The organism is Mesorhizobium sp. PAMC28654 (assembly GCF_020616515.1).
Taxonomy (GTDB): domain Bacteria; phylum Pseudomonadota; class Alphaproteobacteria; order Rhizobiales; family Rhizobiaceae; genus Mesorhizobium.
Window position 1 is genome coordinate 3,622,010 of record NZ_CP085135.1, and the last position, 20,564, is coordinate 3,642,573.

A 20,564-nucleotide genomic window follows, 5' to 3' on the forward strand; every position below is an offset into this window, starting at 1 on the left:
CGTCTCGGCAACGACCGGGGTTCCGAATAAACTGCGGAGCCCCGGTTTTTGTGCCCGCGGACCGCCGCCGCTCCATCATTCCATGACGGCGCTGTGGTCGACCTTGGCCGGCGTGGCCGACTTGCGCAGCAGCAGAACCAGGGGAACCGCAGCCAGCGACAGGATCATCATCAGTTTGAAATCGTTCATATAGCTGATGATCGTCGCCTGCAGCGTGACCGCGCCGTCGAGCGCGGCGCGACCCGCCGCGGTATAGGGGTTCATCGCCTGGAAGATCGCCGGATTGCCGAACGCCTGATTGTAGGGCGTCACGTAAGTGGCGATGTTGGCATGGTTGATCTGCACGTTTTGCGTCAGCAGCGCGGTGACCACCGATATGCCGACGCTGGAGCCGATGTTTCGCGACAGATTGTACAGTCCTGTTCCTTCAGAACGCCGCTCCGGAGGCAGCGTGGCGAAGGTGATGGTCGTGAGCGGAACGAACAGGAAGCCGAGCCCGGCACCCTGGACAAAGCCGGTGCTGATGATCGTCCATTGCGAGACGTCGGGAGTCCAACCGGTCATGTCGTACATGGCCCAGGCGGTGATCAGCAGGCCGGTCAATAGCAGCCAGCGCGTGTCCACCTTGCCGATCAGCCTGCCGACCAGGAACATGCACGCCATGGTGCCAAGTCCACGTGGACCCATGACGATGCCGGCGGTGACGACAGGATAGCCCATCAGCGTCTGCAGATAGGGCGTCATCAAGGCCAGTGAGGCCAGGTAGGTGATGCCGATGATGAAAATGAAGATCATCCCGACCGCGAAATTCCGGTCGAGGAAAAGCCTCGGATTAACGAAGGTGTTGCGGGCGGTGAAGGTGTGGACGAGAAAGATGTAGAAGGCCGATGCGCAGACCAGCGCCTCGATGATGATCTCGGATGACGAGAACCAGTTGAGCTGCTCGCCGCGATCGAGAAACATCTGCAGGGCCGCGATGGTGATGCTGAGCATGCTGAATCCCAGCCAGTCGAGCCTTGCCCTGATGTCCACCTTCGTCTCTTGGACGAACATCCACACGCCCGCGAACGCCAGGGCGCCGATCGGGACGTTGATGTAGAAGACCCAGCGCCAGCTGACATTCTCGGTCAGCCAGCCGCCTATGACCGGCCCGAGCACCGGTCCGACCATGACGGAGACGCCGAACAGCGCCATGGCCGAGCCGCGTTCTTCGACGCTGTAGATATCCAAGAGGATGCTCTGTGACAGCGGCACGAGAGCAGCGCCAAACAGGCCCTGCAGCAGACGGAAAGCGACGATCTGCGGCAGCGACTGCGCGAAGCCGCAAAGCACCGAGGCGACGACGAAGCCGGTGATGGACGTCAGCAGGATGCGCTTGCGGCCGAACCGATTGGCAAGGTAGCCCGAAGGCGGCGTCATGACCGCCGCCGCGACGATGTAGGACGTCAGCACCCAGTTGATCTGGTCGGCGCTCGCTGACACGCTGCCCTGGATATAGGGCAGCGCGACATTGGCGATGGTCGTGTCCAGCGCCTGCATGATGACGGCCAGGATGACGCAGGCGGTGATGGCGCCACGATTGGCGACCACCGATGTGCCACCTGTCGCGGACGCGCTGGTCATGATGCTATCCCGAGCCTTTTCATAAGATCGGTCACGAAGTCGGGCAGGCCGCGCGCATGGCCGGTATCGATGCCCACGACGACGCTCATTCCGCCTCTGAGCGGCGGCTTGTCCTGGGTATCATCGACGGTCACGCGCATGGGAATGCGCTGCACGACCTTGACCCAGTTGCCGGTGGTGTTCTGCGCGGGAAGCAGCGAGAAGCTCGACGAGGAAGCCGGGCTGATGCTGGCGACCGTGCCATGCCAGACGGTGCCCGGATAGGTGTCGACGCTGATGGTCGCCGTCTGGCCCGGCCGCACATAGGTCAGTTCGGTTTCCTTCGGCTCGGCCGAGATCCACAGGTCGGTCGCCGACACCAGGCTGAAGGCGGGCTGCGACGCCGGCAGATACTTGCCGACCTGAAGCGCGTCGACATTGGTGACGATGCCATCGAACGGCGCCTTGACGATCGAATCGTTGAGGTTGCGCTGGGCGTCGTCCACGGCCGACTGTGCCTGGAGATAGAAGGGGTTCTTCTCTATGGGCTGGCTGGCGTCACCCAGCTGGGCAAGCATGGCCTGTGCCTGCGCCTTGGCAACGGATACTTTCTGGCGGGCGGCAACGAGGTCGTGCTGGGCGCTGTCGAAGGTCGCCTTGGAGGCCGTGGACGTCTTGAGAAGATCCTGCTGGCGGGCGAAGGCGGCTTCATAATAAGGAATGTCAGCCTGCGCCTGATCGATCTGTGCCTGCGACTGCTGGTAACTCGCCTGCAAGGTCAGCACCTGGTTGCGCACCGTCCCGAGCTGGGCCTGGGCAGCGGCGAGAGCGGTTTCGAAAGAGGCCGGCCTCAGGCGGAAAAGCACGTCGCCCTTCTTCACCACCTGGTTGTCATGCACGTTGATTTCAGAGACGGTGCCTGAGACATCGGTGGAAACGCCGAGCGACTGGGCCTGGATATAGGCATTGTCGGTCGTCATCACCTGGCCGCCGGTGACATAATAATAGCCGCCGACGACCAGCGCGACCGGAAGCAGGGCAAAAAGGAGCGGTCGCCTCAGGCTGCGCCTGGGCTTGACCGGGACCTGCGGTGCAACGGCAACTGGTGCTTGCTGGGGCTGCGTGGGCGGAGGTTGCGTGGACGGAGCCTCCAGCGCCGCCGGCTCCAATGCAACAGGCGCTTCCAGTTCGTCGTCTTCGACGACGGTGCTGGCCTTTCTCTGTCCGCGCTCGCTAGCCAGCCGTATCACCTGATCGCTGCTGCGAGCCGCGGACGGCGCATCCCCGACCGGTTCCTCTTCATATTTCTTGGGTGAGGTTGAATCAGTCATGTACTTTCTCCCGGTCGACGACTGGCTGGACGCAAGCCTCGAGCAGATTGGATTTCATCAGGCAAAGGGTTTGCAGCAGGTGTTGCTGCTCATCATCGGAAAGGCCGGCAAAGGCCTCGTCACGAGTCTTCTGGCCGTTGTCGCGCATGATTTCGAGCAGCGGATGCGCCTCGGGGGTGAGGTAGAGCAGCCATGCCCTGCGGTCGGCGGGATTGGGTCGCCGTTCAATCAGACCCTTGGCTTCCATCTTGTCGAGCAGCCGGGCAAGCGTGATCGGCATGGTCTCGACGAGGTCGGCCAGCCTGGTCTGGTGGATGCCTTCGTTGCGGGACAGATAGGCCAGGACCTGCCATTGGGTCCGGGTCAGTCCCAAGGTCCGGGAACGCTGCTCAAACCGCTTTCTGAGCAGACGCGCGACATCGTGCAGCACGAAGCTGATGTTGGGTGAAGATGCCATGGGGAGTGTCGGGGTTGTTGGCGCGACTTTTAGTAGGCATGCTTATTATCACCTATGCTTATAATCCTGCTGGACGCCGCGCACAAGACGGATTAAGCCGTTTGGTAAAAAATGTCGCACGTGCTGCGGTGCAACAAAAGTTCCGGTAATGTCGGATTTCCGGCGAGGACATGATGATGAATTGGCTCAAGATCGCGACCATGGTGATCCTGGCGGGATACCCGAGCTTCGCGGTCGCGAAGAGCGCGGCCAGCTGCGGCGGCGCCGCCATGCTGGGTGGGGCGCAATTGAACTGCAGCCACGTCGATCCCAAGGCGCCAAACCAGTTCTGCACCTTTAGCTGGGCCTTGCACACTACTGCTGGTGACCAGAAAATCGTTGAAGGCACCTTCATGTTGCCGCCAGGGGCCGCGAACGTCACAATCTACCAGGGCAGTGGCTTCGACAGCGCGCTGTCCGATCCGATCGTGATCTGCAGGGATGCCAATTGAGCGGAAGCGCGGAAGGCTAGCTCGTCAGCGGATTGGTGCTATAGGCTGATCACGCTATTTTGAATGCAAGCGAATTTCGGCTTCGCGGTGCCTGCCCGCAAATTTTCGACGGACCTCGACATGAACGGACCCAACCCGGCGATCAAACATCCGGTGCCTCTGCATACACGTGTCGGCTTCCTGAAGCCGCTCGTCACTTCGCCGAACATCGAGATCGGTGACTTCACCTATTACGATGATCCGGACGGGCCGGACAAATTCGCCGAGAAGTGTGTGCTGCACCACTATCCGTTCATTGGCGACAGGCTGATCATCGGCAGGTTCTGCGCGATCGCGGAGGGGGCGCGGTTCATCATGAACGGCGCCAATCATGCGATGTCCGGCTTTTCGACCTATCCGTTCAATATATTCGGGCACGGTTGGGAAGAGGGCTTCGATCCGGCGACGTGGTCTAAGGAAGTGCGCGGCGACACGGTCATCGGCAATGATGTATGGATCGGCATGGAGGCGGTGGTCCTGCCCGGCATCAGCATCGGTGACGGCGCCATCATTGCGGCAAAGTCGGTGGTGACGCATAACGTACCGGCCTTTTCGATCGTCGCCGGCAATGCGGCCAAAGTGGTGAAGATGCGTTTCGACGAGCGGACCATCGACCGGCTGCTGGCGGTGGCCTGGTGGGACTGGCCGGTGGACAAGATCAGCCGTAACCTCAATGCCATTCGTGGCGCCAACATCTCTCTTCTGGAGGCAGCGGTTTGAACGCTTTGAACCCAACCACGATCGGCATCGAACTGTTTACGCGTGGGTGGATATTCATCCGCGGCGTGCCGGCGATGAAGTTCCTGCCGCCGGAAGGCCCCCCGGAAATCGCCTTTGCCGGCCGCTCGAATGTCGGCAAGTCGTCGCTGATCAACGCGCTGGTCAACCAGAAGGGACTGGCGCGCACCTCCAACACGCCGGGGCGGACGCAGGAGCTCAACTATTTCGTACCGGATGGATTTTCGGGCGAAGGCGCGGATCTGCCACCCCTGGCGCTCGTCGACATGCCCGGCTACGGCTATGCGACCGCGCCGAAGGAAAAGGTCGACGAGTGGACGAAGCTGGTCTTCGACTATCTCAAGGGCCGCGTCACGCTAAAACGCGTCTATGTGCTGATCGATGCCCGCCATGGCATCAAGGCCAAGGATGACGAGGTGCTGTCGCTGCTCGACAAGGCGGCGGTGTCCTACCAGATCGTGCTGACCAAGACCGACAAGATCAAGGCCGCGGGCGTACCGAGGCTGATCGAGGAAACGCTTCTGAAGATCAAGCGACGGCCGGCGGCGTTCCCGTTCGTTCTCGCCACCTCATCGGAGAAAGCCGAGGGTCTTGAGGAACTCCAGGCTGCCATCGTGCTGGCGGCCAACGGCGGATAAGCCCGCCAACGCCCATCTGTCAGACTGACTTTGCCGCGCTTTCTTCCGCCGCAAGCTGCTCGGTGCCATAGAACTTCAGGAACATATCGACACCCGAACTGACGATATGCTCGATCTCGGCCGCGCTCGGCGCCTTGGTGCGATAGCCAAAGATGCACTGGCGAAAAAGACCGGCCAGGCAGAGTTCCGTGAACTGATACCCGGCCAGCTCGACATCGGCTATCTTCAGCAGGCCGCGCTCAACGGCAACGTTGAGAAAGATCACGATCCGGTCGTGTCCACGCTTTGGACCGCGCTCGTAGAAGCGCGTGCCAAGTTCCGGAATTCGGTCCGCCGCGCCGACGACGGTGCGTTGCGCCTGGATGACCTTTGCTGAAGTGATCTTGGCCGAAAGCACCTTGCCGAACTTCACCAGCGTCGCCCGAAGATCGCCGATCTGGTCGAGAACATCATACATGTTCTTGAAGATCGTGCTGCGCTCTTCCTCGATCAGCGCCTCGAACAGCTCTTCCTTGTTGGCGAAGTAGACATAGATGGTGCCCTTGGAAACGCCGGCTTCGCGGGTGATGTCGTTCATCGACGCCGCTTCGAAGCCCTTGTCTATGAAAACACGGCGCGCGCCTTCGATGATCTGGCCGCGCTTTACTGGATCCTGTCCCGCTGCCGGGCGGCCGCGAGGAAGACTTTCCAGCAAATCACACTGGTCGTTGTCAGCATTCGGTAATGTTGGGCCCATAAGGTCACACCTCGAAAATAATTCGAACCAACCGGTTCGATTGCCCTTGATATGGGCCTCTTTACGCGCTAAGTCAATGTCCAATTCGAACCGAACGGTTCAGTCCGCTATAGAGAGATCCTCATGTCTTCGAACACGCCAGCCACCGCCGAGGTCCGTCCGTTCCCAAACGCCAAGGTCGCCCCCGCGATCGAAGCTCCGAGTGCTCCAATCGAGCCCGTAACCGCGCCTGCGGCCGAGGCACCGGCCAAGAAGAAGCGTTCGGCACGCTCCTTCCTGCTGCCCATCATCGCGCTTGGGCTGCTTGGTGGCGGCGCCTGGTACGGCTATAATTACTGGGTCGACGGACGCTTCATGATTTCAACGGATGACGCCTATGTCCAGGCCGACATGGCGTTTATCTCGCCAAAGATTTCCGGCTATGTCGATCAGGTCAAGGTGATCGACAACCAGCAGGTCAAGGCCGGCGACCCGCTGCTTGTGGTCGATGACGGAGACTACAAGATCGCGGTTGCCCAGGCCGAGGCCCAGATCGCCACGCTGAGCAAGACGCTCGACCGCATCGACGCACAGACCGAGGCCGCGCGCGCGTCGCTGAAGCAGGCGCAGGCGCAAAAGGTCGCCGACCAGGCCGCGGCCGACAATGCCGCCCGCGGCCAGCAACGCGCCGCGCAGCTGCTCAAGACGCATGTCGGCACGCAGGCGCAACTGGACGACGCCCAGACAGCGCTGGACCAGGCCAATGCCGCTCTTGCCGGGGCCGACGCCCAGATCGCCACGGCGCAAGCCAATATCGGCGTGCTCCAGGCGCAGCGCGCGGAATCGGCAAGCACGCTGGCGTCGCTGCAGCTCAGCAAGGACAAGGCCGCGCGCGACCTTTCCTTCACCGTTCTCAAGGCGCCCTATGACGGCGTCGTCGGCAATCGTTCCGTCGAGCAGGGCGACCTCGTCAGCCCCGGCCAGAAGCTCGCAGTCATCGTGCCGATGGACAAGCTCTACATCGTCGCCAACTTCAAGGAGACGCAGCTTGCCAAGCTGGTGCCCGGCGAAAAGGTCCGGGTTTCCGTCGATGCGATCGACGGCCAGTCCTTTGAGGGAACCGTGTCGTCCCTGGCTCCGGCCTCCGGCGCGGTGTTCTCGTTGCTGCCGCCAGAAAACGCCACCGGCAATTTCACCAAGGTGGTGCAGCGCGTGCCGGTCCGCATCGATGTGCCGGCCGACGTGCTGAAGACGGGCAGGCTGCGCGCGGGCCTGAGCGTCATCGTCGCCGTCGACAGCCGCACCGCGCCCGCCGCGTCGAACTGAGCGATCTCCCGGGAGCAAGGCCATGGCAACGGCAACCCTTACAGCAGGATCGGCGCCCCCGCCGGCGATGTCGGCCGTTCCTGACACCATCTCGACACGACGCCTCATCGCCTTCCTGGCGATGGTGTTCGGCATGTTCATGGCGATCCTGGACATCCAGATCGTCTCGGCTTCCCTTGCCGAGATCCAGGCCGGCCTCAGCGCCAGTTCCGATGAGATCCCGTGGGTGCAGACCGCCTATCTGATCGCCGAGGTCATCATGATCCCGCTGTCCGGCTTCCTCAGCCGGATGCTGTCGACGCGCGTGCTGTTTGCTGCTTCGGCGGCGGGCTTCACCGCGGCGAGCGCGCTCGCCGCGACCGCCACCAACATCGACCAGATGATCGTCTACCGCGCCCTCCAGGGCTTCATCGGCGGCGGCATGATTCCAAGCGTCTTCGCCGCGGCATTCACCATCTTTCCGCCGTCGCGTCGCGCCATGGTCTCGCCGATGATCGGCCTCGTGGCAACGCTGGCGCCGACTATCGGACCGACCGTCGGCGGCTATATCAGCCACGCAATGTCCTGGCACTGGCTGTTCCTCATCAATGTCGTGCCTGGCATCATGGTTACGATCGCGACATGGACACTGATCGACTTCGACAAGCCCAATCTGAAGCTTTTCAGCAAGTTCGACTGGTGGGGCCTCGCCGGCATGGCAGCCTTCCTTGGTTCGCTGGAATATGTGCTCGAGGAAGGTCCGAACAATGACTGGCTGCAGGATCAGGGTGTCTTCATCTGCGCCATCCTGATGACTGTCGGAGCGGTGGTGTTCTTCTGGCGCGCTTTCACCGCCGAGGAGCCGATCGTCGACCTGAAAGCCTTCACCAACATCAACTTCGCCTTCGGTTCGCTGTTCTCCTTTGTCATCGGCATCGGCCTCTACGGCCTGACCTACCTCTACCCGGTGTTCCTCGGGCGTATCCGCGGCTATGATTCCCTGATGATCGGCGAGGCGCTGTTCGTCAGTGGTCTGGCCATGTTCGTCACCGCGCCTATTTCCGGCATCCTGTCGCGCAAGATGGACCTGCGCGTGATGATGATGATCGGCCTGTTCGGCTTCGCCCTGGGAACCTGGTGGATGACACATCTCACCGCCGACTGGGACTTCTATGAACTGCTGATACCGCAAATCCTGCGCGGCTGCTCGATGATGCTGTGCATGGTGCCGATCAACAACATCGCGCTTGGCACCTTGCCGCCCGAACGGCTGAAGAACGCGTCGGGCCTGTTCAACCTGACCCGCAATCTCGGCGGCGCCGTCGGCCTCGCGATCATCAATACGGTGCTTATCGACCGCAATGCCTTCCACTACGCGAGGCTCTCCGAGCACGTGCAATGGGGAAGCGCGGCCGCGCAGACCAAGCTGCAGAACATGACGCTCGATTTCGAGCAGACGACCGGACTGGACGCCTCCAAGGCTGCGATCTCCAAACTGTCTGGCATGGTCCAGCAGCAGGCGGCGCTGCTGTCGTTCATGGACGTTTTCTACATGTTGACTGTGCTGTTCGCGACGATGGCATTCTTCACCATGGTCATCCGCAAGCCGGCGGCGCCGGCGGGCGGTGGTGGCGGCGGCCACTGATTTCCAGAATGTGCGCAGCGGTTTTCGGGATGCTCCTCCAGTCCAAGCCCGCAAAGCTCTGATCACGCAAAAACTCCGGGCCGCAGGCCCGGAGTTTTTTGTATCGCGGTAGAGGTCTGTCAGGCCGTGGCAGGCTTGAAAGTCAATGCCACGCCGTTGATGCAGTGGCGCAGGCCGGTCGGTGGGGGACCGTCGTCGAAGACATGACCGAGATGGCCGCCGCAACGGCGGCAGTGGACTTCGGTGCGCGTCATGCCAAGCGACCTATCTTCCGTCTTGGCTATGCCATTGGGAATCTCTTGCCAGAAGCTCGGCCAACCAGTGCCGGAATCGAACTTCGTCTCGGACGAATAGACGGGCAGGTCGCAGCCGGCGCAAGCAAAAATGCCCTTGCGATGTTCGTTGAGCAGCGGGCTGGTGCCGGGATACTCGGTGCCTTCCTTGCGCAGCACGTCAAAGGCGGCGGGAGAGAGGATGGCTTTCCATTCGGCGTCGGTCTTGGTGATCTCGAAGGTTTCCGCGGCGCGGGCATCCTGCGGTCCACCCATGCGCATAAGCACCGCGGTGCTGACCAGCAATGCGGCGGTCGCGGCACCGCTCAAAAGAAAGTCACGACGGTTCATGACACAATTCCTTCTGTTGTCCTTTGCCAAATTATGCCGTCACACGGAAATCAAAAGCCGGTGACAGGCCCCTGAAAGCGACACTCCGCGCCTATTCCATGTTTTGCATGGACGGCGCGGAGTGCGGGGCGATTGCGCGGTCACGGGAGCAAGAGCCGTGCAATCAACAGGGAGCCGTTACCGACATCTTCGTCGGCAACGCACCGTTTGTTACATCTTCGGCAAGAGAACCTTGTCGATCACGTGGATGACGCCATTCGACTGTTCGACATCGGCAATGGTCACGTTGGCGACATTGCCGTTCTCGTCGGTTACGGTGACCTTGCCGCCGGTGTCCTTCAGCGTCAGTTCGCAGCCGCCAACGGTCTTGACCTTGTGGGCGCCACCATCGTCCTTGACCATCTTCATCACGTCGGCCGACATCGCCTTGGCGGCGACGACATGACAGGTGAGGATCTTGACCAGCTTGTCCTTGTTCTCCGGCTTCAGCAGCGTGTCGACCGTGCCGGCCGGAAGTGCTGCAAAGGCTTCATTGGTCGGCGCAAAGACGGTGAAGGGGCCAGCGCCCTGAAGCGTGTCGACCAGGCCGGCGGCCTTGACGGCGGCGACGAGCGTGGTGTGGTCCTTCGAATTGACGGCGTTCTCGACGATGTTCTTGTTGGCATACATGGCGGCGCCGCCGACCATCGGGTTCTCGGCGTAGGCCGCGGTCGCGAGAGCGGAAACGGCGATCGTGCCGGCAAGCAAAAGGGTGGCGAATTTACGCATGGTGTCAAACTCCTCGGGGTTTTCTCTTCCCATTCTTGGACGCGAGGAGATACGGAACACAAATGCGTGAGTTTCAGAATATTAGGATTTTTTTATTTTATCTGCGCCGCAAAAGAGATTTTCATCGCTCAAATATTTTCCGGAACGCATGCGATCCTGGGCACATGCAGCCACAGATAGACTTCAAGTCTTTCGTTTTTGATTTTGGCGACGCGAGGAGCCCGGTCAGATGCTCTTCAGATCACCGGCCGCGACCACCGGTCCGGTCGGCTTGCCTGTCGGCGAACCGCCGGCGGGCTCGAGGCTGACCGCCAACACGGCGCCTTGTGCGAGCTTTTGCTGGGCGGCGGGCGAAACGACGATATGCGCCGTTGAACCGACGGGAATGACGCCCATCGAAACAGGTGGGTTCTTGCCCTCGATCATCCACAGCTCGAAGTCCTTGCCGGAAGCACGCTCACCCGAAACGTGCGAGAGCCCGACTTCATGATGGGTGGGATCGTAAACGGCGAGATATTTGACATCGCTACCGTCGGCGGCGAGCGAGGCGACCAGGCGTGCCTGCGGCAGCGGCGCCGGCGGGTTGATGTAGGGCACCGCGACATAGATCGCCAGGGCCGCCACCGCCACGGCGGCAAGGCCGCGCCAGAAGGCAAGGCTGGACCAGATGCTCAAGGAAGGCCGCGCCGGCGCGGCTGCCGCCGACGTGAAGAGCCGGCGATCGATCGCCGGCTTCACCAAGGCTGGCGGCTCGATTTCAGGATAGGCCGAGCCCATCGGCGAGAGGTGCACCTCCCAGCCATCCACCATCCGCGCGAACACAGCCTCGGTATCGATGCGACGGGAAGCAATCTGGCGCTCATCGGCCGGCAGGACGCCAAGAACATATTCGGCGGCAAGCAGGTCGTCGCCTCCATGTTCCGGTCCGTTGTCCTGTTCCAGCGTCATCTTTCCAGACATTCTCTCAGTTTAAGCAGGCTGCGGCGCAGCCAGGTACGCATCGTGTTCAGCGGTACGTTGTGCCGCTCCGCCAGTTCGGCATAGCTTTCGCCCTTGAGATAGGCGCCCCGGACTGCCGCCGCCCGGTCCTGCTCCAGTTCATCCAGGCAATGATAGATACGCTCGGATTCACCGCCCGCGACCACCATTGCTTCCGGTCCAGGCGCCGGATCGGCCACGTCGAGCGCGGCATCGATATCGGCGGCGGGCTTGCGCCGCGCCCTGATGCGATCGATCGCGTGATTGCGGGCGATCGCCACCAGCCAGGAAATCGGGCTCAGATCGGAAACAGCAAAACGGTCGGCCTTCGTCCAAATCTTGACGAAGACCTCTTGAAGCGCTTCTTCCGCATCTCCCCGGTCATTCAATACACGTAGGCAAACGCCGAAAAGTTTCGCGCTGGTCTGCCGGTAGAGCAGATCGAACGCGGCCCGGTCCTTCATTGAAGTCCGGACGATCAGCTTGGTGATGTCCTGCGGCGTCATATGAGCCAAATTAGGCAATTGCGATGTATTTGCAACGACGGAAACATCCTTGTGCACCTAAAGTTCCCGGCGTCGACCGCATGGTATCTGCTTCGATTGAAAAGGAAATCGCCACCGGCTAGCGTGCCCATAGCAGGAGAGCGAACATGTCGGTTGAACGTGTCCTTTGGGAACAAGACGCAACCGGCTTGGCCGACCTGGTCCGCAAGGGCGAGATTTCACCGGTAGAGCTGATCGAAGCAGCGATCGCACGCGCCGAGGCCACCCGGCCTGAAATCAATGCAATCGCGGAGCCGCTGTACGACGCGGCGCGGGCCCGCGCGCAAACCGTCGACCGCGAGCTGCCGCTTGCCGGCGTTCCTTTCGCGATAAAGGACCTCGGCATCGTCATGAAAGGCGTGCCGGTGCACGGCGGCAGCCGCATTCCGGCTTTCACGGCCGATTTCAACTCGGTGATGGCCGAACGCTATCTCGCCGCCGGCCTCATCCCGATCGCCACCAGCACCACGCCCGAACACGGGTTGCGGCTGATGACGGAATCCGCCGCCTTCGGCGTCACCCGCAACCCGTGGAACACCGGCCACACCACCGGCGGCTCGTCCGGCGGGGCCGCAGCACTTGTCGCGGCCGGCGTCGTGCCAGTGGCGCATGCCTCGGATGGCGGCGGCTCGATCCGGGTTCCGTCCGCCTGCACCGGACTGGTCGGGCTGAAAACCTCGCGCGGCCGCGTGCCGCTGACGCCGCTGGTCACCGAGAGCTGGTACGGCATGGTGGCCGACCACGCCGTCACCCGCTCGGTACGCGATTGTGCATTGCTGCTCGACCTGACCCACGGCCCCGATCCGTTGTCGCCCTATGCCGCCCCGCCACCGAAAGGCTCTTTCGCGGCGGCGGCCGCACGCGACCCCGGCAAGCTCAGGCTCGCCGTCTACAGGAAGTCACCGCTCGGCCTGCCAATCTCGGACGAGACGCTGAAAGCGCTGGACACGGCCGTGGCGTTGGCACGCGAGGGCGGCCATAGCGTGGAAGAGATCGACCTGCCCTATGTCGGTCGTGACTTCATCGCCGACTTCGCCAGGACGGTCGCGTCCGCGGTCGCAGGCGCCCTGCGGGGCGAAGCCGAGCGCGTCGGCCGAGCCGTCTCCGGCGACGTCGAACGCGCCACGCGCGTGCTCGGCCGGCTGGGCGAAATGCTGACCGCCGGGGAGATCTATGCCGGCTTACAAAGGCTGCACTCCACCGCTCGCCGGCTGATCTCCGAGACCGCACAATATGATGCCGTGCTGATGCCGATCATTGCCCATCCGCCGCTTGCCTGCGGCGCCATGAACCCAAAGGGCACCGACGAATTGATCGAGAACGCGCTCGACAAACTCCACCTCACGCCCTTGCTGAAGATCAAGCCATTGTTCGGGCAACTGATGGACAAGAGCCTGTGGTTCACGCATTGGCCGGCGATCCAGAATGTTTCCGGCCAGCCATCGATCGCATTGCCCGTCCATGTCACCGATGCCGGCCTGCCGCTCGGCATCCAGGCCGCCGGTCGGCCGGGCGACGAGGAGACGCTCTTGTCGCTTGCCGCTCAGATGGAGAAGATCTCGGGTTGGCTGAAGCGTCGAGCGCCGCTGATGGTGCCCTGATGATGACGTCGTCGTGAGGCCATGGAATATGACAGCAATGCCATTTGCGGCCTGCCCCGTTTCCCGCTAAGACGCCGCCGTCCTTTCCGAGTGCATGTCGCCCAAAAGTGCTCAGCGGTTTTGGGACAATGACATGCATAAAACCAAGCCGGGAACCATGCCGATGACGGAGATAACCGCCACCGCCGAAATGCAGGCCGACCTGCTTTCGCGAGCCCTGCCCTACATGCAGCGCTACGAGCACAAGACGATCGTGGTGAAATATGGTGGCCATGCCATGGGCGACCTCGCACTCGGCAAGGCGTTCGCGCGCGATATCGCGCTGCTCAAGCAATCCGGCGTCAACCCGATCGTCGTGCATGGCGGTGGCCCGCAGATCGGCGCGATGCTGGCCAAGATGGGCATCGAATCGAAATTCGAAGGCGGCCTGCGTGTCACCGACCAGAAGACGGTCGAGATCGTCGAGATGGTGCTGGCCGGCTCGATCAACAAGGAGATCGTGGCGCTGATCAACGCCGAGGGCGAATGGGCGATCGGCCTGTGCGGCAAGGACGGCAACATGGTGTTCGCCGAAAAGGCCCGCAAGACCATGATCGATCCGGACTCCAACATCGAGCGCGTGCTCGATCTCGGTTTCGTCGGCGAGCCGGTCGAAGTCGACCGCACGCTGCTCGATCTTCTGGCGCGTTCCGAAATGATCCCGGTGCTGGCGCCGGTGGCGCCCGGCCGCGACGGTCATACCTACAACATCAATGCCGACACTTTCGCCGGCGCCATTGCCGGCGCCTGCAAGGCAACGCGCCTGCTGTTCCTGACCGACGTGCCCGGCGTGCTCGACAAGAACAAGAAGCTGATCGATGAGTTGACCGTTGCCGAAGCCAAGGCCCTGATCAAGGACGGCACGGTATCGGGCGGCATGATCCCGAAGGTCGAGACCTGCATCCAGGCGATCGAGCGCGGCGTCGAAGGCGTCGTCATCCTCAACGGCAAGACGCCGCATGCGGTGCTGCTGGAACTCTTCACGGAACACGGCGCCGGCACGCTGATCGTGCCCTGAGCGGCGGCGTACATCGCCTCAGGCGCCGCCCGAAATCCTGACGGCGCCGGCGGCGGGTTTTGGGACCCGCCGCGCAACCACCATCGATTCCTCCTCCGCGTCCTGCGGCGCGCCCCAGAATTCGGCAAGCGTCGGGCCGTCTTTCACCCGGCGGTCGCGGGCCAGGAACCCCCAGACCTCGCGGAACCAGACGCGACGGCCCATTTGCGTGTACCAGCGCATCGAATGGCGCTGCTCGGGGTCCTTGTGAAACAGGATGCGCGCCAGCGCCTTCGGCCGCGATTGCACGGCGAGTTCGATCAGCTTGACGCTGAAGAACAGCATCCACGGCTTCAGCCGGGTCATCTTCAGCACCTGATGCTTGTAGTCCCAGAGGCGGACATCCTGCTGGATCACCTTGCGATCCCGGGCGATCCTGAAGAACGGCGTCCAGCGATGCGGCGTCACATAGAGCGCCTGGATCTGGTCGGGGTCATAGGCGATGAGTTGGCGGAAGCCGCGCCAAAGATCGCGAAAACCCTCATCCTCGAAACCGGCCACCCAGGTCGCCATCGACAGGATGCCGTGAAGGCGTAACAACCGGATCGCTTCGCGGTCCGACGAGGTGCTGCCGCCCTTGCGGATCAGTTGAAGCGTCTGCTCGTCGGTGTTTTCCATGCCGAGCAGCCAGCGGATGACACCGGCCTTGCGGTAGAGATGCAGGATGTCGGCATCGCGCACGATGTCGTCGGCACGGGTCGAGCCGACGATCAGCACCGGCACGTTCTCGGCGATCATGGCGTCGAGAAAGGCGCGCCATGCCCTCTTCGACACCGTCGGATTCTCATCGGCGAGGTTGATCAGTTCCACGCCATGCTCGCGGTGCAGCCAGGCGATTTCCCGAGCGAACTTCTGGGGATCGCGATGGCGCCATCGCGTCCAGAAACCGCGCTGGCCGCAATAGTTGCACAGATGCGGGCACCCGCGCGAAAACTGCATGACCACGGCGCGCTTGCCGCCCCAATAGCCGTAGCGGCCGTGATCGATCAGTTCCCAGCCGACGCGGTAGGCGTCGAGATCGCTGATCGTGCTTGCCGGCTGGGTGGCAAAGGGACGGCGCAAATCGTCGCGAAAGGCGATGCCGGCCACGCTCGCCGGGGGCTGGTGCATTTCCAGTGCCTCGACCAGCGCGACGACGGTCGCCTCGCCCTCGCCGCGCACGATGAAGTCGAAGACATCCGTCGCGGCCAGGATGTCGCGCCAGTGATAGGTCGGGAAGACGCCGCCGTAGATGATGATGGTGGCCGGTTCGCGCTCCTTGATCATCCCAGCCAGAAGCAAGGCCGTCGGGTGCGCCGAGGTCGAGCCTGAATGGCCGATCAGGACAAAATCGGGATGATCGCTCAAGGCCTTCTCGACGACATCGGGCAAGCGCATCGGCCCGAACTCGGCGTCGACCAGCCGTACATCATGGCCGGCATCGATCAGCGGCCCGCCAAGCGCCAGGAGGCCGAGCGGCGGCAGATGATCGTCGGGAACGCGGCTGCCTATGGCGGTGTGCGGCGGATTGATCAGGACGATTTTCATGGCGGACCTCCAGTTGGTCCGCGCATGCTGGCCGGCGATGTGGACGCGCGCTTGGCCCGTTTCAGCAGTTAGCGTGCAGCTTTTCCGCAAGAAAAGTCACGCCCGCGCTCTATCCCGGGGCCGAGTAGCCCTCAGGGGTCTCCGGGCGCTTCGGCCTTCAGCCGGGCGATCTGATCGCGCTGCAGGTCGAGCGCCGCGCTCACGAACCTCAGGATGGTTTTCAATTCGGTGTCGCTGAAGGTGCCGATCACCTTTTCCCCTTCACGCGCGATGTCGCCGTAATAGCGCGCCGACAATTGCCGCGTCAGCTCCGTCTGCTCGATGACCACCTTGCGCCGGTCCTCGAGGCTGCGCGTGCGCGTCAGCAAGCCACGCGCCTCAAGCCGATCGATCAGCGCGGTGACGGCCGCCGGCGTCAGCCCCGTCACTGTAGCGACAGCGCCCGCCGATTGCGGGCCGCCATGGAGCAGCCCTAGGCAATGACGTTCGGCACTGCTCAATCCCCACTTTGCGCCAACCGCCTCATCATAGGACTGGGTCGCGTCCTGCCAGCGCATGACGGCCAGCCCAATGGCCGACACTACTTGCTCGCGATCCTCGCTTGACGCATTTAATTCGATCATCTAAATATCAATCTATCAAACATTACATATACCGCATCAATATGAGTTGACCAACGGCGCAAGGCAAGAGCCAAACGCCCCCTGAAAAGGAACGAACCAGATGAGCCACAATGAAACACGCGAACGCCTCTCGCCAGCCGAGGAGTTCAAATATGCCAAACTGGCCATGGAATGGTACGGCTGGGGTTCGCCCGTCGGCCTGGGCTTCGGGATTGTCGCGATTGCCGCGGCCGCCGTGCTCATCCGTTTTGCCATCCATGGCGTGTGAGCGGCAGCCATGACGCTCCCCCTAAGAACCACGCAGCCGGTTGCCACGCCGGCATCGCCGTTATCGCGCCGACCTCACCCGCTCGGCAAGTCGACCGTCTGAAGTCGTTGCTTGTACAACGCGCACCCGGTCAGACAGCGAGGAGCTTGCCCAGATGATCGCCCAGCCGGCAGGCCAGGGCGGTGATCGTCGTCGTCGGGTTGGCTTGACCAGACGTGCAGAAAACCGATGAACCGCCGACGTAGAGATTGTCCATGCCATGGACCTTGCAGTTGCTGTCGACGACGCTTTTGGTTACGTCCGTGCCCATGCGCGTGCCGCCCATGTGATGATGACCAGCGGTTTCCTCGTTCGTCGGATAATCCTCGCCATTGGCAAGCCAGTCGATGAGGCGAACGCGGCCAAGGTTCTTCTCGATGAGGGTGGTGCCGAACAGTTTCAGGCCTTCCAGGATGGTGCGGCGCTCCAGCTCCGACTTCTTCCAATGCAGTTCGATGCGCGGCACGCCGGCATGATCGACATCGGTCTTCGACAATTCGATCTGGTTCGAGGCCAGCGGCGCCTGCTCCCAGGCGACATAGAGCTGGGCGGCGCAGCGCAGGTTCTGGCTGAGCTTGTTGGCCACCCATTCGGCCATGTCGGGGGCCGTGCAGGCGAGGTCGGCGATGACACGCTTGACCCCGGCATAGGGCGTCTCGATCAGCCTGATGCCGAAATTCATGATCTGCAGACGTTCCATAGCGGAAAGAGTTGGCGAGAAAAAAGCCTCGTTGACGGCATCAACTTCGAATTCGCCGTAGTCGGCCAGAATGGCATTGCCGCCCTCGAAGGTAGGATGCTCCATCCAGTAACGGCCGAGCGCCCCGGCGTTCGGCACCACGCCACCGTTCGAACGCCGGTTCGACCACAGGAGCAGACGAGAATTCTCCAGCCCACCGGTGCAGACGATGAAATGGTCGGCGGTGAAGGAGCCGGCATCCTGCCCGTTCGACCATAATCTGGCGCTGGTCACCCGCTTGCCGTCGCCGGCAAGCTCGGTGGCATAGGTGTTGAGAACGACGGCGATGTTGCTGCTCTTGTCGAGTTCATCGGCGAATTTCTCGCCGAACCTCACCGCCGGGCTCTTGATCAATTGCACCCAGCGAATGTCGTCGGAGATGGCCACATCCGGCCGGAAATCGGGCAGTTCGAGAATGTCGTGCACTTCTGGCAAGAAAGGCTCGATGTCGGCGCGGCTGATCGGCCAGCCCGTGTCAGGCGCCCAGGCCTTCGGCTCGAAGTCCTGCTTGTCGAGCACGCGGCACCAGCCGGCCCAATGATTGGAACTGCCACCCATGAAACGCAGCCGGGTGATGTCGAGATCGAAATAGGGATCGCCGACCGTGGTGCCGCGGTAAAAATCCTGCGACTCGTCTCTGAACTCGCGTGAGCCGGCCTCCAGCACCACGACCGGAATGCCGGCGGCGCCGAGTTTCCTGGCGATGGTGGTGCCGGCTGGGCCCGAGCCGAGGATGCAGACCCTGGGTTTGAAGTTCGCCGTGCGAAACGCCTCGTAGCTGTCGAAGATCATGCGAGGTCGCTCCGCTTCAATATCCAGCCATTGACCTCGACGATCTCATCGGCGGCGGCATCGGGAAGCTTGCGAAACAGGGATAGGGCGGGCAGCGCGACAAGCGCCTGCACGACACCGCGGCGCGATATTTTCTTGAAGAAGCTCATGACACGTCTCTCGATGGGGCTTCGATCCACGCATGGCGTTCCCTGAACGACACACGCGCCGATGGAGAAGCCAATTTCGTGCCAAGCCTAGCCATCAACCCGCTTCAAACCGGGTAAACGGCGCGGCCGAATGCGAACAGGGTTAGGGCTTCCTTAACGGCGGCCGGCATCACAAACCTCGAACCTTCCATGGCGCGCTTTTGCCTGGCCCGTCGCCTGAACTCAGGCCGCTTCGGAAATATCCTTGTCGAGGATCGTCCGATTGCGGCCCCGATGCTTGGCCTGGTAGAGGCGCCGGTCGGCGGCGCGCATCAGCTCCGACACGTTGCTGTCCTCGCTGCAGACCGTACCGCCGATGCTGACCGTGAGCGGAACCGTTCGCTCATCGACGGGCCGGAAGCGGATCAGCTCGACCTCGCGGCGGATGCGCTCGGCGACGCGCTTGGCTTCCTGTTCGGTGGCGCCAATCAGGAACGCGCCGAATTCCTCGCCGCCGATCCTGCCCAGCACATCGCCGCTACGCACGCCGCGCTCGATGGCGCTGGCGATCAGCAGCAGCGCTTCATCGCCAGTCAGATGCCCGTAGCCGTCGTTGATGGCCTTGAAGTGGTCGGCGTCGATGATCAGCAGCGCGCCGCGATCGGATTTGCGTCGGGAGCCGTCAAGCGCCGCAAAGAAGCTCTCGCGGTTGAGCATGCCGGTCATGTCGTCGCGGCTCGCCTTCTCCGCCAGGCGGCGATGCGCGGCCGCAAGCTGGGCGTGTGTTCGGGCGAGGTCGCGATGCGCTGACTTCAGCTTGTCGCTCTGCCAGAACGTGTAGGAGCCGGCGATCCAGGCAAGGACGAGCGGGCAGACCGTGGAGGTCAGCCAGATCGTGCGGTTGACGGAGAAACCCATGGCGGGAACGATGATCAGCGTCAGCAAAAGCGAAGCCGCGACGGAAGCAAAAGCAATGGCGGCCGACTTCAGAAATATGCGATTCATCGCTTGCTCCCACTGGACTGCCTAAGTGCCAGCAAGGCCTGAAGGCCGCCTTTCCGGGATGGCTAAAATTTGAATCATGAGAGCGATTTTACCACTCCCGGCGCGTGCAAGTTGTGGATAAAGCCTCTGGCGGAACCGTCAATTCATGCCATAAGGATCGCATGACCACGCTCCCTGATCCCGCCCGCTTCGACCATGTCACCGATTGGGTATTCGATCTCGACAACACGCTTTATCCGCACCATTCGAATCTGTTTTCGCAGATCGACGTGAAGATGACCGCCTATGTCGGAGAGCTCCTGTCGCTGCCGCGCGACGATGCGCGCAAGTTGCAGAAGGAGCTCTATCGCGAATACGGCACGACGCTGAACGGGCTGATGACCCGCCATGGCATCGACCCCGACGATTTTCTCGAAAAGGTCCACGACATCGACTATTCCTGGCTAGTGCCGGATCCGGTTCTGGGCACCGCTATCCGGCAGCTTCCGGGCCGCAAGTTCATCTTCACCAATGGCGACCGGCGGCACGCCGAACGCACCGCGCGCCAGCTCGGCATCCTCGATCATTTCGATGACATCTTCGACATCGTCGCCGCCGGGCTCAACCCCAAGCCGGCGCGCCAGACCTACGAGAAGTTCGCCGCGCTCCACGCCGTCACCGGTCACAATGCGGTGATGTTCGAGGATCTCGCCCGCAACCTGTCAGTGCCGAAGTCATTGGGCATGACCACGGTGCTGATCGTGCCCCGCAATTTCGAACCGACCTTCTCGGAAATCTGGGAGCGCGACGCCGCCGAGGAGGACGATGTCGATTTCGTCACCGACGATCTCGCCGGCTTCCTGACGACGATAGTTGGAGGGCAGTAGGGCAG

The 20,564-nt window shown here is 62.3% G+C and carries 22 protein-coding genes; 9 read left to right on the top strand and 13 right to left on the bottom strand.

Features of this window, described 5'->3' with window-relative positions; all coding sequences use genetic code 11:
• Positions 1–75: 75 nt before the first annotated feature.
• Genes LGH82_RS17700 through LGH82_RS17710 form a run of 3 tightly spaced genes read right to left on the bottom strand, consistent with a single transcriptional unit; the run spans position 76 to position 3,390 of the window.
• Positions 76–1,623: a DHA2 family efflux MFS transporter permease subunit gene (locus LGH82_RS17700; RefSeq protein ID WP_227343976.1), complete on the bottom strand. Its 1,548-nt coding sequence runs from the start codon at positions 1,621–1,623 to the stop codon at positions 76–78.
• Positions 1,620–2,933, bottom strand: coding sequence for an HlyD family secretion protein (locus LGH82_RS17705; protein WP_227343977.1), 1,314 nt, complete (start codon positions 2,931–2,933; stop codon positions 1,620–1,622). The genes LGH82_RS17700 and LGH82_RS17705 overlap by 4 nt, the downstream gene beginning before the upstream one ends.
• On the bottom strand, positions 2,926–3,390 hold the full coding sequence (locus LGH82_RS17710; RefSeq protein ID WP_227343978.1) for a MarR family winged helix-turn-helix transcriptional regulator: 465 nt from the start codon (positions 3,388–3,390) through the stop codon (positions 2,926–2,928). The genes LGH82_RS17705 and LGH82_RS17710 overlap by 8 nt, the downstream gene beginning before the upstream one ends.
• Before the next feature lie 176 nt (positions 3,391–3,566).
• On the opposite strand from LGH82_RS17710, the gene LGH82_RS17715 reads away from it, so the two are divergent.
• The 3 genes from LGH82_RS17715 (at position 3,567) to yihA (ending at position 5,296) form a co-directional block, all read left to right on the top strand.
• Positions 3,567–3,881 carry a hypothetical protein gene (locus LGH82_RS17715; RefSeq protein WP_227343979.1) on the top strand — a complete coding sequence of 105 codons (315 nt, stop codon included), beginning with the start codon at positions 3,567–3,569 and terminating at the stop codon, positions 3,879–3,881.
• A gap of 120 nt (positions 3,882–4,001) precedes the next feature.
• Entirely contained in the window at positions 4,002–4,640 is a 639-nt protein-coding gene (locus LGH82_RS17720) for a CatB-related O-acetyltransferase (RefSeq protein WP_227349621.1), read from the top strand.
• Positions 4,637–5,296, top strand: coding sequence for a ribosome biogenesis GTP-binding protein YihA/YsxC (yihA, locus tag LGH82_RS17725; protein ID WP_227343980.1), 660 nt, complete (start codon positions 4,637–4,639; stop codon positions 5,294–5,296). Before LGH82_RS17720 ends, yihA begins: the two co-directional genes overlap by 4 nt.
• 19 nt (positions 5,297–5,315) lie before the next feature.
• Here the strand turns inward: yihA and LGH82_RS17730 are convergent, their stop codons facing one another.
• Positions 5,316–6,032, bottom strand: coding sequence for a TetR/AcrR family transcriptional regulator (locus tag LGH82_RS17730; protein WP_227343981.1), 717 nt, complete (start codon positions 6,030–6,032; stop codon positions 5,316–5,318).
• Positions 6,033–6,155: 123 nt separating this feature from the next.
• On the opposite strand from LGH82_RS17730, the gene LGH82_RS17735 reads away from it, so the two are divergent.
• Positions 6,156–7,337 carry an HlyD family secretion protein gene (locus LGH82_RS17735; protein ID WP_227343982.1) on the top strand — a complete coding sequence of 394 codons (1,182 nt, stop codon included), beginning with the start codon at positions 6,156–6,158 and terminating at the stop codon, positions 7,335–7,337.
• A gap of 67 nt (positions 7,338–7,404) precedes the next feature.
• On the top strand, positions 7,405–8,961 hold the full coding sequence (locus LGH82_RS17740; protein WP_227349622.1) for a DHA2 family efflux MFS transporter permease subunit: 1,557 nt from the start codon (positions 7,405–7,407) through the stop codon (positions 8,959–8,961).
• A 119-nt stretch (positions 8,962–9,080) separates the two neighbouring features.
• On the opposite strand, the gene msrB is transcribed toward LGH82_RS17740, so the two are convergent.
• From msrB to LGH82_RS17760, 4 genes are all read right to left on the bottom strand, one after another.
• The gene (msrB, locus tag LGH82_RS17745) at positions 9,081–9,584 is read right to left on the bottom strand and encodes a peptide-methionine (R)-S-oxide reductase MsrB (RefSeq protein WP_227343983.1); all 504 of its coding nucleotides are present in this window, start codon (positions 9,582–9,584) and stop codon (positions 9,081–9,083) included.
• A gap of 210 nt (positions 9,585–9,794) precedes the next feature.
• Positions 9,795–10,352 carry a fasciclin domain-containing protein gene (locus LGH82_RS17750; protein WP_227343984.1) on the bottom strand — a complete coding sequence of 186 codons (558 nt, stop codon included), beginning with the start codon at positions 10,350–10,352 and terminating at the stop codon, positions 9,795–9,797.
• 225 nt (positions 10,353–10,577) lie between these two features.
• Positions 10,578–11,300, bottom strand: a complete 723-nt coding sequence (locus tag LGH82_RS17755; protein ID WP_227349623.1) for an anti-sigma factor domain-containing protein — start codon at positions 11,298–11,300, stop codon at positions 10,578–10,580.
• Positions 11,297–11,836, bottom strand: a complete 540-nt coding sequence (locus tag LGH82_RS17760; RefSeq protein WP_227349624.1) for a sigma-70 family RNA polymerase sigma factor — start codon at positions 11,834–11,836, stop codon at positions 11,297–11,299. The genes LGH82_RS17755 and LGH82_RS17760 overlap by 4 nt, the downstream gene beginning before the upstream one ends.
• 146 nt (positions 11,837–11,982) lie before the next feature.
• Between LGH82_RS17760 and LGH82_RS17765 the strand changes: the two genes are divergently transcribed.
• Positions 11,983–13,476, top strand: a complete 1,494-nt coding sequence (locus LGH82_RS17765) for an amidase (RefSeq protein ID WP_227343985.1) — start codon at positions 11,983–11,985, stop codon at positions 13,474–13,476.
• Between the two features lie 163 nt (positions 13,477–13,639).
• The gene (gene argB, locus LGH82_RS17770; protein WP_227349625.1) at positions 13,640–14,533 is read left to right on the top strand and encodes an acetylglutamate kinase; all 894 of its coding nucleotides are present in this window, start codon (positions 13,640–13,642) and stop codon (positions 14,531–14,533) included.
• A gap of 18 nt (positions 14,534–14,551) precedes the next feature.
• Here the strand turns inward: argB and bchE are convergent, their stop codons facing one another.
• Complete coding sequence (gene bchE, locus LGH82_RS17775) at positions 14,552–16,099, bottom strand: magnesium-protoporphyrin IX monomethyl ester anaerobic oxidative cyclase (RefSeq protein WP_227343986.1); 1,548 nt, start codon at positions 16,097–16,099, stop codon at positions 14,552–14,554.
• A 131-nt stretch (positions 16,100–16,230) separates the two neighbouring features.
• Complete coding sequence (locus LGH82_RS17780) at positions 16,231–16,722, bottom strand: MarR family winged helix-turn-helix transcriptional regulator (RefSeq protein ID WP_227343987.1); 492 nt, start codon at positions 16,720–16,722, stop codon at positions 16,231–16,233.
• A gap of 100 nt (positions 16,723–16,822) precedes the next feature.
• Between LGH82_RS17780 and LGH82_RS17785 the strand changes: the two genes are divergently transcribed.
• On the top strand, positions 16,823–16,990 hold the full coding sequence (locus LGH82_RS17785; protein ID WP_227343988.1) for a hypothetical protein: 168 nt from the start codon (positions 16,823–16,825) through the stop codon (positions 16,988–16,990).
• 130 nt (positions 16,991–17,120) lie between these two features.
• On the opposite strand, the gene LGH82_RS17790 is transcribed toward LGH82_RS17785, so the two are convergent.
• The 3 genes from LGH82_RS17790 to LGH82_RS17800 form a co-directional block, all read right to left on the bottom strand.
• Positions 17,121–18,560, bottom strand: a complete 1,440-nt coding sequence (locus LGH82_RS17790; RefSeq protein ID WP_227343989.1) for a GMC oxidoreductase — start codon at positions 18,558–18,560, stop codon at positions 17,121–17,123.
• Positions 18,557–18,739, bottom strand: coding sequence for a hypothetical protein (locus LGH82_RS17795; RefSeq protein ID WP_227349750.1), 183 nt, complete (start codon positions 18,737–18,739; stop codon positions 18,557–18,559). The genes LGH82_RS17790 and LGH82_RS17795 overlap by 4 nt, the downstream gene beginning before the upstream one ends.
• Before the next feature lie 192 nt (positions 18,740–18,931).
• Positions 18,932–19,693, bottom strand: a complete 762-nt coding sequence (locus tag LGH82_RS17800; RefSeq protein WP_227343990.1) for a GGDEF domain-containing protein — start codon at positions 19,691–19,693, stop codon at positions 18,932–18,934.
• Positions 19,694–19,854: 161 nt separating this feature from the next.
• On the opposite strand from LGH82_RS17800, the gene LGH82_RS17805 reads away from it, so the two are divergent.
• Entirely contained in the window at positions 19,855–20,559 is a 705-nt protein-coding gene (locus LGH82_RS17805) for a pyrimidine 5'-nucleotidase (protein ID WP_227343991.1), read from the top strand.
• Positions 20,560–20,564: the final 5 nt, after the last annotated feature.